The organism is Massilia antarctica (assembly GCF_015689335.1).
GTDB classification, from domain to species: Bacteria; Pseudomonadota; Gammaproteobacteria; order Burkholderiales; family Burkholderiaceae_D; genus Telluria_A; species Telluria_A antarctica.
On sequence record NZ_CP065053.1, the window covers coordinates 32,216 to 45,718 of the forward strand.

At 65.0% G+C, this 13,503-nt stretch carries 17 protein-coding genes and 1 pseudogene; 5 read left to right on the forward strand and 13 right to left on the reverse strand.

What is annotated here, in order from left to right; translation table 11 throughout:
* Nucleotide 1: 1 nt before the first annotated feature.
* The 8 genes and pseudogenes from IV454_RS00115 to IV454_RS00150 form a co-directional block, all read right to left on the reverse strand.
* Nucleotides 2-766, reverse strand: a complete 765-nt coding sequence (locus tag IV454_RS00115) for a site-2 protease family protein (RefSeq protein WP_206089658.1) — start codon at nucleotides 764-766, stop codon at nucleotides 2-4.
* 54 nt (nucleotides 767-820) lie between these two features.
* Nucleotides 821-1,455: pseudogene (locus tag IV454_RS00120) on the reverse strand (L-threonylcarbamoyladenylate synthase).
* Nucleotides 1,452-2,336 carry a protease HtpX gene (gene htpX / locus IV454_RS00125; RefSeq protein ID WP_206089660.1) on the reverse strand — a complete coding sequence of 295 codons (885 nt, stop codon included), beginning with the start codon at nucleotides 2,334-2,336 and terminating at the stop codon, nucleotides 1,452-1,454. The pseudogene IV454_RS00120 and the gene htpX overlap by 4 nt, the downstream one beginning before the upstream one ends.
* 146 nt (nucleotides 2,337-2,482) lie before the next feature.
* Nucleotides 2,483-3,316, reverse strand: coding sequence for a 3',5'-nucleoside bisphosphate phosphatase (locus tag IV454_RS00130; RefSeq protein WP_206089661.1), 834 nt, complete (start codon nucleotides 3,314-3,316; stop codon nucleotides 2,483-2,485).
* Between the two features lie 79 nt (nucleotides 3,317-3,395).
* Nucleotides 3,396-4,271, reverse strand: a complete 876-nt coding sequence (locus IV454_RS00135) for an alpha/beta fold hydrolase (RefSeq protein ID WP_206089662.1) — start codon at nucleotides 4,269-4,271, stop codon at nucleotides 3,396-3,398.
* Between the two features lie 166 nt (nucleotides 4,272-4,437).
* A complete protein-coding gene (locus tag IV454_RS00140) occupies nucleotides 4,438-4,785 on the reverse strand; it encodes a type II toxin-antitoxin system ChpB family toxin (RefSeq protein ID WP_206089663.1) in 348 nt (115 codons plus the stop codon).
* Complete coding sequence (locus IV454_RS00145) at nucleotides 4,779-5,030, reverse strand: AbrB/MazE/SpoVT family DNA-binding domain-containing protein (RefSeq protein ID WP_206089664.1); 252 nt, start codon at nucleotides 5,028-5,030, stop codon at nucleotides 4,779-4,781. The genes IV454_RS00140 and IV454_RS00145 overlap by 7 nt, the downstream gene beginning before the upstream one ends.
* A gap of 138 nt (nucleotides 5,031-5,168) precedes the next feature.
* A complete protein-coding gene (locus IV454_RS00150) occupies nucleotides 5,169-6,317 on the reverse strand; it encodes a hypothetical protein (RefSeq protein ID WP_206089665.1) in 1,149 nt (382 codons plus the stop codon).
* A 189-nt stretch (nucleotides 6,318-6,506) separates the two neighbouring features.
* Here IV454_RS00150 and IV454_RS00155 point away from each other — a divergent pair, with 189 nt between their 5' ends.
* The 4 genes from IV454_RS00155 to IV454_RS00170 are packed head-to-tail and all read left to right on the forward strand — an operon-like array spanning nucleotide 6,507 to nucleotide 8,967.
* Nucleotides 6,507-7,031 (forward strand): gamma carbonic anhydrase family protein, encoded by a 525-nt coding sequence (locus IV454_RS00155; RefSeq protein WP_206089666.1) that lies wholly within the window; start codon nucleotides 6,507-6,509, stop codon nucleotides 7,029-7,031.
* Between the two features lie 3 nt (nucleotides 7,032-7,034).
* The gene (gene hslO / locus IV454_RS00160; RefSeq protein ID WP_206089667.1) at nucleotides 7,035-7,991 is read left to right on the forward strand and encodes an Hsp33 family molecular chaperone HslO; all 957 of its coding nucleotides are present in this window, start codon (nucleotides 7,035-7,037) and stop codon (nucleotides 7,989-7,991) included.
* Between the two features lies 1 nt (nucleotide 7,992).
* Nucleotides 7,993-8,427, forward strand: a complete 435-nt coding sequence (locus tag IV454_RS00165) for an acyl-CoA thioesterase (RefSeq protein ID WP_206089668.1) — start codon at nucleotides 7,993-7,995, stop codon at nucleotides 8,425-8,427.
* Between the two features lie 6 nt (nucleotides 8,428-8,433).
* A complete protein-coding gene (locus tag IV454_RS00170; RefSeq protein ID WP_206089669.1) occupies nucleotides 8,434-8,967 on the forward strand; it encodes a GNAT family N-acetyltransferase in 534 nt (177 codons plus the stop codon).
* A gap of 118 nt (nucleotides 8,968-9,085) precedes the next feature.
* On the opposite strand, the gene IV454_RS00175 is transcribed toward IV454_RS00170, so the two are convergent.
* The 3 genes from IV454_RS00175 to IV454_RS00185 form a co-directional block, all read right to left on the reverse strand.
* The gene (locus tag IV454_RS00175; protein WP_206089670.1) at nucleotides 9,086-9,274 is read right to left on the reverse strand and encodes a hypothetical protein; all 189 of its coding nucleotides are present in this window, start codon (nucleotides 9,272-9,274) and stop codon (nucleotides 9,086-9,088) included.
* Between the two features lie 477 nt (nucleotides 9,275-9,751).
* Nucleotides 9,752-10,750 carry an aldo/keto reductase gene (locus IV454_RS00180; RefSeq protein WP_206089675.1) on the reverse strand — a complete coding sequence of 333 codons (999 nt, stop codon included), beginning with the start codon at nucleotides 10,748-10,750 and terminating at the stop codon, nucleotides 9,752-9,754.
* A gap of 84 nt (nucleotides 10,751-10,834) precedes the next feature.
* Nucleotides 10,835-11,383 carry a DUF3224 domain-containing protein gene (locus IV454_RS00185; protein WP_229521971.1) on the reverse strand — a complete coding sequence of 183 codons (549 nt, stop codon included), beginning with the start codon at nucleotides 11,381-11,383 and terminating at the stop codon, nucleotides 10,835-10,837.
* A gap of 91 nt (nucleotides 11,384-11,474) precedes the next feature.
* Between IV454_RS00185 and IV454_RS00190 the strand changes: the two genes are divergently transcribed.
* A complete protein-coding gene (locus IV454_RS00190) occupies nucleotides 11,475-12,305 on the forward strand; it encodes a helix-turn-helix domain-containing protein (RefSeq protein WP_229521972.1) in 831 nt (276 codons plus the stop codon).
* On the opposite strand, the gene IV454_RS00195 is transcribed toward IV454_RS00190, so the two are convergent.
* Both IV454_RS00195 and IV454_RS00200 read right to left on the reverse strand, forming a co-directional pair.
* The gene (locus IV454_RS00195; RefSeq protein WP_206089677.1) at nucleotides 12,290-12,796 is read right to left on the reverse strand and encodes a MepB family protein; all 507 of its coding nucleotides are present in this window, start codon (nucleotides 12,794-12,796) and stop codon (nucleotides 12,290-12,292) included. The two genes, IV454_RS00190 and IV454_RS00195, sit on opposite strands and share 16 nt — an antisense overlap.
* Nucleotides 12,797-12,870: 74 nt before the next feature.
* Nucleotides 12,871-13,317: an RcnB family protein gene (locus IV454_RS00200; protein WP_206089678.1), complete on the reverse strand. Its 447-nt coding sequence runs from the start codon at nucleotides 13,315-13,317 to the stop codon at nucleotides 12,871-12,873.
* Nucleotides 13,318-13,503: the final 186 nt, after the last annotated feature.

The following is a 13,503-nucleotide window of genomic DNA, read 5'->3' on the forward strand; positions in this document are numbered from 1 at the left end:
ATTAACTCAGGAAAAAAGAAAAGGGAGACGCGACCCGGGAAAAGGCGGCAATCGCCACCGTCATCGCCTTGAACAGGAAGCTGTCGAGCACATGCAGGCGCATCAGCAGGATGAAGGCGGCGAAAATGAGCACGTCGATCACGGCCACATCATTCACGAGCCGCAACAGGCGCTTGGGCAAGGCCGCCAGCATGGCGCCCGGCAGCAGGGACGCCAGGGTGCGCCCGCCATCCGGCGGCACGGTCGGCAGCAGGCGCAGCACGCGTTCGGGCAGCACGCTGGCCAGCACATGGCTGCCGTCGAGCGGCGGAATGGGCAGCAGGTTGAACACCATCATGACCGCGTTGACGCTCACGCCGGCGCGCACCATGTCGAACAGGAAGCGCTCGCCCACGCCGGCGGCGGCCAGCAGGATGCCGATGATGGTCCACGCCACGCCCATGGCGAAATTGGCGGCCGGGCCGGCCAAGGCCACGAAAGCCATGTGTTTCTTGGGATTGCGCAGGCGGTCGTATTCCACCGGGACCGGCCTGGCGTAACCGAAGGGCAACTGGATCAGCCAGTACAGCACCAGCGGCAAGGCCACGGTGCCGAAGGGATCGATGTGACGCAGCGGATTGATGCTCAGGCGACCTTCGTTGGCCGCGGTCGGATCGCCGAAATACCGGGCCACGTAACCATGCGCCACTTCATGCAGGGAAATGGCGAACAGGACCGGAATCGCGAACACAAACAGTGCCTGCATGGTCTGGTGAGTGCTATTCATCGCACGATTCTAGCAGAGCGGGCGCACGGCCCCGGAACTGCGGCGGGCGGCGGTTCAGAGGCCGAACACGGCGGCATCGCCGCGGCCCTGGCGCACCAGCACCACGTCGTCGCCGGTCAGGTCGATCACGGTGGTCGGTTCGAGCGAGCAGGCGCCGCCATCGACGATCAGGTCGACCTGCTTGTCGATGCGCGCGCGGATGCTGTCGGCGTCGGTCAGCAGCTCGCTGCCTTCGCCGTCAAGGTCGGGCAGGATCAGGGTGGTGCCCAGCAGCGGCTGGCCCAGTTCGGCCAGCAGGGCCTGGGCGATGGCGTTCTCGGGCACGCGCAAGCCGATGGTCTTGCGCGAGGGGTGAGACAGGCGGCGCGGCACGATCCGGGTCGCTTCCAGGATCACCGTGTACGGACCCGGTGTAGCGGCCTTGAGCAGGCGGAACTGGCGGTTGTCGACCCGCGCGTAGACGGCGATCTCGGACAGGTCGCGGCACAGCAGGGTCAGGTGGTGTTTTTCATCGATGCCGCGGATACGGCGCAACTTTTCCACCGCCCCTTGTCGTCCAGATGGCACACCAGGGCGTAGCATGAATCGGTCGGCAGCGCGACGATGCCGCCGGCGTGGATGATCTGGGCGGCCTGCTTGATCAGGCGCGCCTGCGGATTGTCGGGGTGGATCGCGAAAAATTGGCTCATGCGGGAGGCAGGTTGTTGAGGGCGGCGATACGTTCTTCCATCGGCGGGTGGGTGGCGAACAGGGCGCCCCAGGCCGAACCGGGGCCGGAAATGCCGAACGCCGACATTTGCGACGGCAAGGTGCCGGGGGCCAGGCCGCCCAGGCGCGCCAGCGCCTGCTGCATGGGGCGCGGGCTGCCCAGCAGCCTGGCCGAGCCGGCGTCGGCACGGAATTCCCGTTGGCGCGAAAACCAGGCGACGATGATCGACGCGACCAGGCCGAACACCAGTTCGCACACGAAGACGGTGACCATGTAGCCGATGCCGGGACCACGGTCGCTATTACCGCGCAGCACGACCTTGTCGACGAAAAAGCCGACCACCCGCGCCAGGAACACCACGAAGGTATTGACCACGCCCTGGATCAGGGTAAGGGTGACCATGTCGCCATTGGCGACGTGGGCCACTTCGTGGCCGAGCACGGCTTCGATGTCATCGCGGTCCATGCTTTCCAGCAAACCGGTGGAGACGGCGACCAGGGCGGAATTCTTGAATGCGCCAGTGGCGAAGGCATTCGGCGCGCCCTCGTACACGGCGACCTCGGGCATGCTGATGCCGGCCCGCTCGGCCAGCTTGCGCACGGTATCGACCAGCCACACCTCGCTGGGATTGACCGGGTTGTCGATCACGCGCGCGCCGGTCGACCACTTGGCCATCGGTTTGCTCATCAGCAAGGAAATGAAGGATCCGGTGAAGCCGACCACGGCCGAAAACACCAGCAACTGGCCGATGTTGATGCCGGACGCACTGACCGCACGCGCGATGCCGAACACGTTCAGCACCACGGTCAAGACCAGGATCACCGCAAGGTTAGTGGCAAGGAACAGCAAAATGCGCTTCATGGCAAGCCTCCCGGCTGCGAGATGAATGAACAGGAAAACAAGATAGGGTTGGCCGCTACAAATACAAGAGCCGCGCCGCCGCGCCCATGGCGCGCCGGGCGCGTTTTAAGCCTGCGGTAAGCATCCGGCCCAGCCTAGGTCAACCTTCAGAACCAGTCGTGCCAGACCGGCTTGACGCTCGATGGCAGCGGCGGCAAGGCCGCGAAATCGACCCGCGACTCGCCAGGCGCGTGAAAATCGGTGCCGCGCGACGCCAGGAAGCCATAGCGCCGCGCTTCCTCGGCGTACAGGTGATACTGGTCCGGCGTGTGGCTGCCCGTGACAACCTCGATCGCCGTGCCACCCAGTTGCTTGAATTCATCGAACAAGGCGCCCTGCCCCACCATGCCCAGCTTGTAGCGGCCCGGATGGGCGATGACGGGAATCCCGCCGGCGCCGCGGATCCAGCCGACCGCCTGGGTCAGGCTGGCCCAGCGGTGCGGCACATAACCGGGCTTGCCTTCGACCAGGTATTTACGGAACACTTCCGGGATATTCGCGCACACGCCGGACTCGACCAGGTAGCGCGCGAAATGGGTGCGCGACATCAGGTCGGGATTATCGACGAACTTGAGCGCGCCCTCGTAGGCGCCGGGGATGCCGGCGCGGGCCAGTTGCTCGGCCATGTCGCGCCCGCGCGCATCGCGTCCGCTGCGGGTGGCGGCCAGGCCCTGCACCAGGCCGGGATTGTCGGCATCGATCTGCAAGCCGACGATGTGCACGGTATGGTTGGCCCAGGTGATCGAGATTTCGACGCCGGACACGAAATGCATGCCCAGGTCGGCGGCCGCCGCGCGCGCGGCGGGCACGCCGCCGACTTCATCGTGGTCGGTCAGGGCCCACGCGTTCACCCCCGCCTTGTGCGCGTAGTTGGCGACGGCGGCAGGCGCCAGGACGCCGTCGGACACGGTCGAGTGACAATGGAGATCTACATTCAGCATACGCAGGCAAGGCTCGGATCGGCAACTAGTGGAGACAGGCTTTATTGTACGCTGACTGAGCGATGCACGCGGCGCGCGGCTAAACCAGGAACGCTTCCACCATCGCGGCCAGCGCCTCGGGCTGATCGTGATGCAGCATATGGCCGGCGTCGGCCATCATGCGCGTGCTCACCGTTTTCAAGTGTCCCAGGCGGCGGTCGACCTCGATGCGAGCTTCCTCGCGCGGCCCCATCCATTGCCACATAGTCGTGTCTTCCGCCTCGACCCACAGCACCGGCGCGCTGATCGCCGACCAGCACGCCATCACTTCTTCCACCTGGTAGCCGAGCGGCGTGGGCTTCTTGTGATTCGGGTCGCCCAGGATTTCCCATTCGCCGGCCGCGTTTTGCGCCGACCAGTGGCGCGCCAGGAAGTGCGCGCGCTCGTCGGGCAGGCGCGGATTGGTTTTTTGCAGGCGCGCCGCCACCGCCGCCTGGCTCGGATAGGTGCGCAAGGACGGCGGCGCGCGCATCTCGTCAAGCCACTTGGCGTATCGGCGCGGCGCCTTGTCCGGGCTCGACGCGGGCAAGCCGAAGCCTTCCAGGTTGATCAGGCGGCGCACCCGGGCCGGGCGCGCGCCGGCGTAAATGCCGACCACATTGCCGCCCATGCTGTGGCCGAGCAGGTTGACCGCCTCACGAGGCGCGTAATGATCGAGCATGGCATCGAGATCGGCCACGTAGTCGGGAAACCAGTAAGTGTCAGAATGGCTGCGTTCGGAGAGCCCGAAGCCGCGCCAGTCGGGCGCGATCACATGCCAGTCTTTCTCCAGGCAATCGACCACGAACTGGAACGAGGCCGACACATCCATCCAGCCGTGCACCATGAACAGCTTGGGCGCGCCCTCCCTGCCCCAGTGGCGCACGTGGGTGCGCAAGCCGCGCACGGTCAGGAATTCGGATCGGGATGGTTTCATGGGACACTCGACAATAAAAAAGAACGACCGTTCGTATTATACCGGAGAACTTTTTCATGCAGCGATATCGTCTTGAGCCCGCTTATCGGAATAGACGCATTCAGGATCACGTGGATTGCCATTGCCTGGTTCGATGGTTTTTCCAGGCAGCCAATGAGATTGTCCCTCAGTCGGTAATTGCACGCAGGCGTGCGAGCGCATCATCGACAACAAACTCGGGCGCCGTTTCCACCCGTCTGGCGGCGCGCGCCTCCAGGTCCAGCATGCGCACTTGATTGACCAGTACCACGCCCTGGATTGTCGTGCCCGATCCAGTCAAGGGCGCAGCGAAGCCGGCATGCCGTGCAAAGTCGCCTCCCTGGGCAATTGGCGCCACCAGCGCGAGGCCGAGCGCATTGAACACGCTGGTCGATAACACAAGCGCAGGCCGCATGCCTTGTCGTTCATGGCCCTTGGTCGGGTCAAGATTGACGAGGATGATATCGCCACGCCCAAACTTGGCTCGCTTTACCACGCTTCACGCCCTACTGGCGTGACATTGCTCCACGCAGCCATATCCACGGGCTCCGGTGCCGAGGGGTCGCACTGGGCCACCAGGTCCGCCAGCGAATACGCCGGTCGCTTTACTTTCAGCAGCACACCCTCGTTTTGCACGCTGACGGTCAGCTTGTCGCCCAACGTCGCCTTCAGGATGCCAAGCAACTCGGTGGGCAGTCGCACTGCCGCGCTGTTACCCCATTTTTGTACCGACAATTCCATTTTTTTACCTCCTGTTGTATCTACATTGTAGATACAACATTGGAATAGTCAAGTCTGCCTTTGGTGCACGAAAGCCGTCAACATCGACGCCGATCATCCGTGCATCCATGGGGCAGTGCGCGATCACGGGTGCCGTATTCAGTTAGTCCAGTACAAATACCGCAGGAAGCCCATGCCGGTCTGCGACTTGCTGGCCTGTTCCGCCATTTGCGCCAGCGGCGAGACCGGATGCGCCTTGTCGATGCGCTGGCAATGGGCGGTCGGCAGCTTGGTATGGCGAAACCCGTACAAGGTACCGGCCGGCGGCGGTTGCAGATACACCCTGGCCACGTTCAAGCCACTGCCCTCGGGACACAAGGGCGCCATCGCCGCCAGCATCCCGCTGCCACCCTGGGTGGCCGGCAGCAAGCTGCGGCCTTGCCACAGCGCCGACATTTCCTTGATCATCATGCCCCAGCTGGCGAAATCGGCCGCATCGAGCGGCAGCGGGAACACGCTGCTGGCCTGCCCGGGATGGCCGATCCACTCCTCGTCGTCATCGGTTTCGGCCAGCGCTTCCTGGCGCATCTTGCCTGAAATCAGAAAGCCATTGCCGATCAGCTGGTGCGCCGCCTTGAGCAAGGCTGGCCGCGCCAGGATCACGCCGTTGTAGTCCTTGGCCAAGTCGAAGGCGCGCACATTGGTCAGCAAGCCCTCGATGAAATGATGATACGACAGCGACCATAAAATATCGCTCTGGTCGACCCGGATCACGGCGCCGAGATTGTATTCGCGGTCGTAATATTCCTGATCGTTACTCGGACCACTGAAGCGGAACGCCTGGTGCCCGCGCTTGGGCAGGGCGAACAGGTATTTTTCCCACAGCTTGACCTGGCCGTCGCTGTCGAGGTCGAGCTCCCACTGCGCGGGTGCCAGGCGCAGCGACTTGCGCTTGCCAAGCTTGACCTGGGCCAGCAGCTTGCGCGTGGCGCCCAGTTCGGCGATCACGTAATCGATTTCCTTGGTCACCTCGACCAAGATGGCGTCGTTCGAGGTACGGTCTTTATGTATCCGCTCGAAGCCCTGCGTACCCCAGGTGACGATCTGGCGCACCAGTGCCGTGTCGCGGCAGATGACGGCGGCAATGCGCGCATCGTCATCCCTGGGCACGGCCCCCTTCGCCACCTCGCGGCAGGCGGCGGTGTAGCCGTCGGTGGTGGTGAAATCGGCAGCGCGCGCCGCCGGGACCGCCAGGACGCCGGCCAAGGCCAGCGCCCCGGCCAGGCGCGAAACAGGGGAAAGTCGCATGATGCCTCCGCTATAAACGTGTCATAAAAGAAAGCTATCCTACGCGAAACAGGTAGTTTTGCGCCGCCCCGCCTTGTGATTAGAAGAAAGCCCCCAACCTTCCCGTGACGCGGCGGTGAATGGCCATGCCGCGTCGAAAGTGCCGGGGCGGCGTAAAATAGCGCCATTCCAACGCTTCCCGACACCAAAATGGCTATCTACCAACTGGGCGAGCATGCGCCCGAGATTCACTCTTCCGCCTACGTCGCCGATTCCGCCAGCCTGATCGGCAAAGTGACCCTGGAGGCGAATACCTCGGTCTGGTCCGGCGCCACCCTGCGCGGCGATAACGAGCGCATCACGATCGGCGCCAACAGCAATGTGCAGGAAGGCACGGTCATGCACACCGACATGGGCTTTCCACTCACCATCGGCAGCAATGTGACGGTCGGCCACCAGGCCATGCTGCACGGCTGCACGGTGGGCGACGGCTCGCTGATCGGCATCCAGGCCGTGATCCTGAACGGCGCCAGGATCGGCAAGGGTTGCCTGGTCGGCGCCGGTGCGCTGGTGACCGAAGGAAAAGAATTCCCTGACCACTCGCTCATCATCGGCGCCCCGGCCAAGGCCGTGCGCACCCTGAGCGCGGAAGACATCGCGCGTCTCGAAGGCAGCGCCGCCAGCTATGTGGCACGCGGCCAGCTATTCAAGACGCAACTGAAAAAGATTGGATAAACAATGACTACAGAAAATAACAACGATACCCTGCAAAAATTCATCTTCGACAATGCCGCCGTGCGCGGCGAGTTCGTCGAAATCTCCAGCACCTGGGGCGAGATCCAGCAACGCCACAGCTATCCGCCGGCCGTCAAGAAGGTGCTCGGCGAAATGGTGGCGGCGGCGGCCCTGCTGTCGGCCAACCTCAAGTTCAACGGCGCCATCGTCATGCAAATCCACGGCGACGGGCCGGTGCGCCTGCTGGTGGTCGAATGCGATTCCGACCTGCGCATGCGCGCCACCGCCAAGCTGGCGGAAGGCGTGACGGTGGCCGACGACACGAGCCTGACCGACCTGCTCAACGCGGGCGGCAAGGCGCGCTTCGTCATCACGCTCGACCCGACTGACAAGATGCCCGGCCAGCAGCCCTACCAGGGCATCGTGCCGCTCGATGGCGACGACATGGCGACCGTCATCGAAAACTACATGCTGCGTTCCGAGCAGCTCGACACGCGCCTGTGGCTGGCGGCCGACGATGGCGTCTCGCGCGGCCTGCTGCTGCAAAAGCTGCCGCGCCACAGCGGCAAGGATGACCAGATCAAGCAAAGCAGCGAAGCCGACGAGCTGGAAACCTGGAACCGCGCCGTCATGCTGGCCTCGACCCTGAAGCAGGAAGAGCTGCTCTCGACCGACATCCAGACCTTGATGAACCGCCTGTTCTGGGAAGAGACGATCCGCGTGTTCGAGCCGGCCCACCCCCGCTTCCACTGCAGCTGCACGCGCGAAAAAGTCGGCAACATGCTCAAGATGCTGGGCCGCGAGGAAGTCGACGGCGCCCTCGATGAGCTGGGCCAGCTGGCGATCGACTGCGATTTCTGCGGCAAGCACTACTCCTTCGACAAGGTCGATTGCGCGCAGCTGTTCGTGGACGGCACGCCGGTCGAAGTGCTGCTTCCCGCCAGCGACGTGAAGCACTGACATGCGCGAGTCGCCCCGCTCCGCCTTCCCGCATTTTCTGGCCATTCCCACGCGCTGGATGGACAACGACGCCTACCAGCACGTCAACAACGTCGTCTACTACAGCTTTTTCGACACCGCCGTGAACCAGTTCCTGATCGCGCGCGGCGTGCTCGATATCCACGCCGACGCCGTGGTCGGGCTGGTGGTCGACACGGGCTGCACGTACTTTCGCTCGATCGCCTTTCCCGACACGGTGCACGTGGGCATGCGCGTGACCAGGCTGGGCAACTCCAGCGTGCGCTACGAGCTGGCGCTGTACCGCAACGATGAAGCGCTGCCCGCGGCGGCCGGGCATTTTGTCCATGTCTACGTCGAGCGCGCGAGCAACCGTTCGGTCCCCGTTCCCGACGCCGTGCGCGCCGTGCTGGCCACCATCGCCAGCGCGGCGGCGTAAGCCGGCATGCAGGCCCTGCCCGCCCCCGGCATACGCACCCTGGCGCACGGCGACGCCGGCGCCCTGCTGGCGTTTGAACTGGCCAACCGCGCCTGGTTCGAGCGCCACGTCGAAGCGCGCGACCCGGCGTTCTATTCGCCCGACGGCGTGGCGCGGCATATCGCCCACTATCTGGACGGGCATGCGGCCGGCACCTGGCATCCTTGCGTGCTGCTCGACGGCGAAGGCCGGATCGTCGGCCGCGCCAATCTGAAGGACATCGACAGGATCAAGGGTTCGGCCGAAGTGGGTTACCGCATCGCGCATGACCAGACAGGCAAGGGCCTGGCCACGTTCGCCCTGCAGCACCTGATCGGGCTGGCCCGCTCGAGCTGGCAACTGAACGAGCTGCGCGCCAAAGTCACTCTCGCCAACCAGGGGTCGGCGGCGGTGCTGCACAAATGCGGCTTCGTCCACGCGGGCGACCTGACGCGCCTGGCCACGGTCGACAAGGCCAGGGTCGACGGCGCCGTGTACCTGCTGGACCTGACGCCGGCCTGACGCCACTATCCTGGCAGCGAATAGGCAAGGCCTGTCGATAACATGTGGGCGGCGATGCTCTGTCCCTGCTCAATCTGACGCGGCGGCACCGCATCGTCATATCACGGACTTCTTGCACTCACTTTGGCGCCCGCTGTTCGGGTGCGCTGCTGCCTTTTTTTCGTTTTAGCGTCACTGCAAACGAGATGCTGTTAAATAAAATAAGGTATCCGAGCAGCTTGTCCATGCCGTCGCGTCCATGTCCCGAAATGGACCAAGCCACCACGGCGCCCAGGCTCCCCATGAACAGGATTTTTAAGATTTTCACGTATTTTGTCCTCCAAAAAAGGAGGAGCATGGACCCACCGGTGCAATCCATGGACCTCCCCTGTACTTCTTTTGCGGCGCGCTGCGACAGCCTGTGTGCAGCTCGAGATTGCCTCCATCGCTAGCGAGTTTAGTCATGCAACATTGCAGCGACCAAGCCATTCTTTCACAAAAAAACAGGATTTTGCGAGTTTTCCGCCCGCTTCCATTGACATCGATCAGGGGTGCAATCGCGGGGAAGAATCGCTACCCGGACCACGCAAACCGGGCGCGTTGCCCTCGCCAGTTGCTGTTGACCGGCATGCTGACGACGACGGCGGCGAAGCCGGCCAGCCGCGGCCCGATCCGGCGCGCTGGCGCCGCTGTGGGCATCGACACCGCAAAACAATGCGCGAAGACGCGCCGCAAAGTGAATGAGTCGCGTCGGGCCAACTTCGATGGAATGTGGCCCTCATCATGCCACAAGCCGGCGTGCGCCTTACAGCCCGACCATGCCCATTTCCTGCTCGCCGTAGCGCGCGCCGCGCACCGCGCCGCGTGGCACGGCGGCGGCGATGGCCGCCAGCTCCGCCGCGCTCAATACCAGCTGCGTGGCGGCCACGTTCTGCTCCAGGTGGACCAGCCGGCGCACACCTGGAATCGGCACGATCTGCTCGCCCTGCGCCAGCAGCCAGCCCAGCGCCAGCTGGGCCGCGCTGACCCCGCGCGCGGCAGCGAGCTGCTCCAGCCGCGCCACCAGCGGCGCGTTGGCGCGCAACGCCTCGTCCTGGAAGCGCGGCAGGCCGCGCCGGTAGTCGTCCGTCGCCAAAGTAGCGGTCGACCCGAGCTGCCCGGTGAGGAAACCCCGGCCCAGCGGGCTGTAAGGCACAAAGCCCACGCCCAATGCGCGGCAGGCTGGCAGCACCTCATCCTCGACGTCGCGGCTCCACAGCGAATACTCCGACTGCAGCGCAGCGATCGGATGCACCGCGCAGGCGCGCCGCAGCGTCGTGGCCGACGCCTCCGACAAGCCCAGATGCAGCACCTTGCCCTCGCGTACCAGATCGGCCATGACACCAACCACGTCCTCGATCGGCAGCGCCGGATCGACCCGGTGCTGGTACAGCAGATCGATCGTCTCCACGCCCAGCCGGGCCAGCGAGCCCTCGACCGCCGCGCGCAGCTGCGCGGGGCGACTGTCCACCCCCGTCACCCGCTGCATGCCCTGCCCCTGCGCGCCGATCCGAAAACCGAACTTGGTGGCGATGCTCACCTTGCCGCGCAGTCCGCGCAAGGCACGCGCCAGCAGTTCCTCGTTGGCGTAAGGGCCGTAGACCTCCGCTGTATCGAACATCGTCACGCCCAGTTCGACGGCGCGGTGCAAGGTGCGGATCGATTCCGCCTCGTCGGCGCCGCCGTAGGCAAAGCTCATCCCCATGCAACCGAGCCCGATGGCGGACACCGACAAGCCGGTCGATCCCAATGTGCGCGTTTTCATCACAGCAAACTCCTCGTGTCGTCAATCGAGCGGCCAGTATGGGCGGCTTCGATGGATTCGATAAGGTGCCTCGCCCTGCATGCACTACTGAGAAAAACTCATCAATTCAGGCGCCACCTGCATCAAACCGATACCTGCGCCGGGTACCTTAGTGCCCAGCGCGTAATCGAGCGCATAGAAGTGCTTGCCGTCGAGGACCGTGAGCGCAAGGCTGCCGGTGATGCCGCTTAACTCCTCCGTGCCCGAATCGGGCACGATCGTGATGGTCGCCTGGCTGGTCCCGCCCTGCATCGTGCCCGCATGCTGCAGAACGAAACTGCCCTTGCGGCCCGCCAGGGTCCCGCTGACCCTCTCGATGGCGACATAGGCGGCCGAGCCCCGGGTGTCGCTCACCGCCGTCAGCATGCTGCCCTTGCCGCTGGCCGCCAGTTCGCCGGCGTACTGTTTGTCGAGCGCCATGCGGCCGATGGCGATACGGCCTTCCTTCTCGGGAGCGCCGGCGGGTATGATCGCTATCTCGAACGGCCCGCTGGCGCGTAGCATGGGCGGTGCTGCCGGCGGCGTTTGCGCGGCGGCCGGTTGCAAAAAGGCGAGCAGGGAGAGCGCGACGGCGCTAAAACGGAACATTGACATGGCAGGCTTTCGATTCAAGGATGGGCGGCGCCGCGTTGAAACGCGGACGCTCGCGGGAACCTCCACACTAAGCGCAAGGACGAAAAACATCTTGGATAAACCCGACACTGCGCCCGCAACGCCGAAAGGCATCGTCGATCCGCTCGGCATGGCGCGCCGCATCCGCCTGGCCACCTACCCGCCATCGGCACCGCTGGCGCGCTTCGTCGACTACGTCTGGATCGTCGAATGGAACATGGGGGAGCGCGCGCCCGAAATCCAGCGCGTGCTGCCGTATCCGAATGCGCACCTGGTGTTCGACCGCGGCCGCACTGCCATCCACGGCGTGGTGCGCGGCGCGTTCGAGCGCAAGGTGGCGGGAGCGGGCCGCGTGCTCGGCGTGCGCTTCAAGCCGGGCGGGCTGCGTCCCTTTATCGCGCATCCCGTCTCGCGCCTGGCCGACCGCACCATGGCGGCGGACGAGGTGCTGCGCATCTCCAGCGCCGCCGCCGAACAGCGCGTGCTGGAGGGCGACAGCGATGCGGACATGGTCGGCGCGGCCGAAGCGATGCTGCTGGCCGTGCTGCCGGCGCCGGACCCGCGCGCGCTGCTGGCCGAACAAGCCGTCAACGCCGCCGCAGCCATCGACGGACCGGCCAGCGTGGCCGCCCTGTGCGCGCAGACGGGCATCGAAGAACGCGCGCTGCAAAGGCTGTTCAGCAATTATGTGGGCGTATCGCCCAAGTGGGTAATCCAGCGCTACCGGCTGCAGGAAGCGAGCTGGCGCCTGGCCAGGCCCGCGCCGGTCGACCTGGCGGCCCTGGCCAGCCAGCTCGGTTTTTTCGACCAGGCCCATTTCACGCGCTACTTCACGAAGCTGGTGGGCACGTCGCCGCTGGAATACTGGAAGTCGCAGCAGGAGCCGCGTCAAAGCAGCCCATAAAGCCTGCGTACGGCGGCCGCGTCGGCGCCGTCAGGAAGAAAATATGCCAGCTGCCAGCGCTGCGTGGCGTGCGCCTGCTTGCTGGTCGTGAGCACCCACGGCGGATACACGCGGATGGCGCGCTTGCCGCCCTGCCCCGCGCGCGACACGATATCGCGCGCGGCCAGCACCGCTGCAGGAAAGACGAACTGCCCGATCTGGTCCCCCTGGCGGGTACTGACCACGAACAGGTCGACCGGGTCGGTCTCGTCGAACGGCTGGATCGGCCCGGAGCCGATGCGCTTCCACAAGGTGACGAACTGGCCCACCTTGGTCGGCGTGATTTTGGCGACGCGAAAACGCACCTGCAAGCCCTCGACCGCGAAACTGCTGGCCGCATACTCGGCGCTTTCCGCTTCGTGCCGCGGCGCGGTCCAGGCCAGGCCGTGCGCGTCATACGCGCGCTGGAGCACCTGCAGGTCGGGATGGAACGGGGCTTCTTTGAGTGTCATGGAGTTCAGGCGGCGCAGCCGTGGAGAAAGCGGGCATTGTAGCCGCCCGCCGCGCTGCGCGCCTGGCGCTGCGATCACTGGTTCAACAGCACCTGCGTGATCAGGCCCGTGGCCACCGCCACCAGCAAGTAATCGCCATTGGCCTGCACCCAGTGCGAACCGCGCGGCGGAGCGCTCAGGCGGCGGCTGCGCCAGTCGCTGACCACGTAGCTGCTTGAGCGATACTGGTGCTCCAGATACGCGCCGCGGCGGAAGTGCTGGCGCCCGGACGGATGATGCTCGTAGGGCTGGTAGCCGCCGCGCGGGCTGTCGTATCGGTCGCCCCGGCGATCGTCGTAACGGTCGCGCTCATGGCGGTTATAGCGGTCATGGCGGTCGCTGCGCTGGTAGCCGTCATTGCGTTCATAGTGCTCGCTGCGCTGGTCAACCTCGCCCCGATAGTCGTGCGATTGAGCGAAAGCTGCGCTGCCGGTGCCCATGCAAACAGCCATGAGGGCGATGATGAGGGCTTTCTTATGCATATGAACTCCTGTCGTCGATACTGTCCGCAGCAATGTGGGCCGTCGGAGAATTGCCGCCGCTCCGGGGACCAGGGCGGCAACTGCGTGTCGTCCATGCACCCATTACACCCCGATTCACCCCATGCAACCAGCATGGTCCGGTAAGAAGTGTTACGGAACGTGTCCGCAGGGCCGATCGCCGTTTAT